The 2,214-nt window shown below is 39.6% G+C and carries 1 protein-coding gene; it reads left to right on the top strand.

The features are described 5' to 3' along the window. Positions 1 to 82: 82 nt before the first annotated feature. On the top strand, positions 83 to 2,214 hold a 2,132-nt coding region (locus DB41_RS10515), incomplete at its 3' end, for a tetratricopeptide repeat protein (protein WP_155117541.1).

The raw sequence follows: 2,214 nt of genomic DNA, 5'->3' as shown, positions 1-2,214 counted from the left end.
CATCCTTGTACAAGACGACAATCCTATAAATAAGAAGTACTTTAGGAATCTTACAAATCTAATTCACTTGCAGGTTATCAACTTGGGAGAAACTATCCTTCCTGCTTTAAATATTCCTTGCTTAAAAGCCATCAAATTTTTTGATGGCATTACGCCCAGGGGATTTGCCTTTGATGGAGCAGGGGTAGAAGGAAAAGGCTGTAAAACTCCTTTAGGTAATGGTAAGACGTTTGAGCTTATCCAAACTCCTGAAAAGATGGCGCAGTATATTGGCAAAAATGAAAAAGGCCAGTGGTGGCATGAAAAAGAGCCTCATCTTCCTATGGAATTGCTAAACTTTACTCATTTGTTAGGCAACGAGGAGCTAACTGAGCAATATAGACAAAATGTTCAACATAAGCTTAATGCTCCTTATCAACAAAATCTTAATATACGCCAATACCTAGCCCACCATCATTTAGTTCAGGAAGATATGGAAAATTTTGATCCAGGGATGGATAACATAAGCAAAGAAGGAATGTTATTTAAAGTTAAAAATGATTTTTATCGGTTTCCTCATTTAGCTTTTGACCGTCTAGCTCTTCTTAAGAAAATAGAAGCTTCCGACACTTTTACTAGGATTGATAAACTAAGGGAGTTAGAGATTATAATGAAAGGGGCCACTGAAAAGTTAAAGGATTGGATGAGCGTAGCCTTATTCATGCGTCTTAAGGCTTACTCACATTATCAAGCGCAACAAGAGATGATGAATCCTTTGCTTAAACCTTTTGGCTTTGAAGATCCAAAGCTTATTCAACAGCAGTTTGCCCTAGATCATAAAGCCTTAAAAAAGATAAAAAAAATCTACCACATCTTCATTCCTTTCTATCAAGTTATTCAAGATTTTTTAGCAGGTAATGAAGATATACTTAAATCTTCTGATTTGGAGGATAACTCACCAGAGACGCGCGGAGATATACACCGGAGGCTTTTTCAACATACAAAAGCAAAAAAATGGTATCTTTTAGCAAAAGAAGCAAATCCACAAAATACGAGGGTTTTAAATGCTCTTGCAATCATTTACCATAACCAAGGTAATTTAGACAAAGCAGTAGAGTACACTAACAAAGCACTTGTTATTGACGTTAAGCTTTTTGGTGAATATCATCCCAAGGTGACAGCTTGTTACAATAACCTAGGGACACTCTACCAAGACCAAGGCAATTTAGGCCAGGCGGAAGAGTATAGCAACAAAGCGCTTGCCATTAACCTTAAGCTTTTTGGTGAAAATCATCCCGTTGTAGCAAGCAATTATAGCAACCTAGGACAAATCTACAAAGAGCAAGGCAATTTAGGCCAGGCGGAAGAGTATAGCAACAAAGCGCTTGCCATTAACCTTAAGCTTTTTGGTGAAAATCATCCCCGTGTGGCAATTGGTTACAATAACCTAGGACAAATCTACAAAGACCAAGGCAATTTAGTCCAAGCGGAAGAGTATAACAACAAAGCGCTTGCCATTAACCTTAAGCTTTTTGGTGAAAATCATCCCTATGTGGCGAGCGGTTACAACAACCTAGGAATAATCTACAAAAAGCAAGGCAATTTAGACAAAGCGGAAGAGTATATTCACAAAGCCCTCGCTATCGACCTTAACCTGTTTGGTGAAAATCATCCCGATGTGGCAATTGATTACAATGACCTAGGACAACTCTACCAAAGCCAAGGCAATTTAGGCCAGGCGGAAGAGTGTAGCAGCAAAGCGCTTGCCATTGAGCTTAAGCTTTTTGGTGAAAATCATCCCCATGTGGCAATTGATTACAATAACCTAGGACAAATCTACCATGAGCAAGGTAATTTAAACAAAGCAGAAGAGTATATTCACAAAGCCCTCGCTATCGACCTTAACCTGTTTGGTGAAAATCATCCCGATGTGGCAACTCGTTACAATAACCTAGGACAATTCTACCAAAGCCAAGGCAATTTAGGCCAGGCGGAAGAGTGTAGCAGCAAAGCGCTTGCCATCAACCTTAAACTTTTTGGTGAAAACCATCCTACGACGGCAAGCAATTATAGCAACCTAGGAGCAATCTACCGTGACCAAGGCAATTTAGGCGAGGCGGCAGAGTCTTGCACTAAAGCACTAGTCATTGAGCTTAAGTTTTTTGGTGAGAATCACCCCACAGTGGCAATCGATTACAGCAACCTAGGAGCAATCTACCATGAGCAAGGTAATTT

Source organism: Neochlamydia sp. TUME1, assembly GCF_000813645.1.
In the GTDB taxonomy this organism is placed as follows: domain Bacteria; phylum Chlamydiota; class Chlamydiia; order Chlamydiales; family Parachlamydiaceae; genus Neochlamydia.
This window is presented reverse-complemented; position numbering and strand designations above follow the sequence as displayed.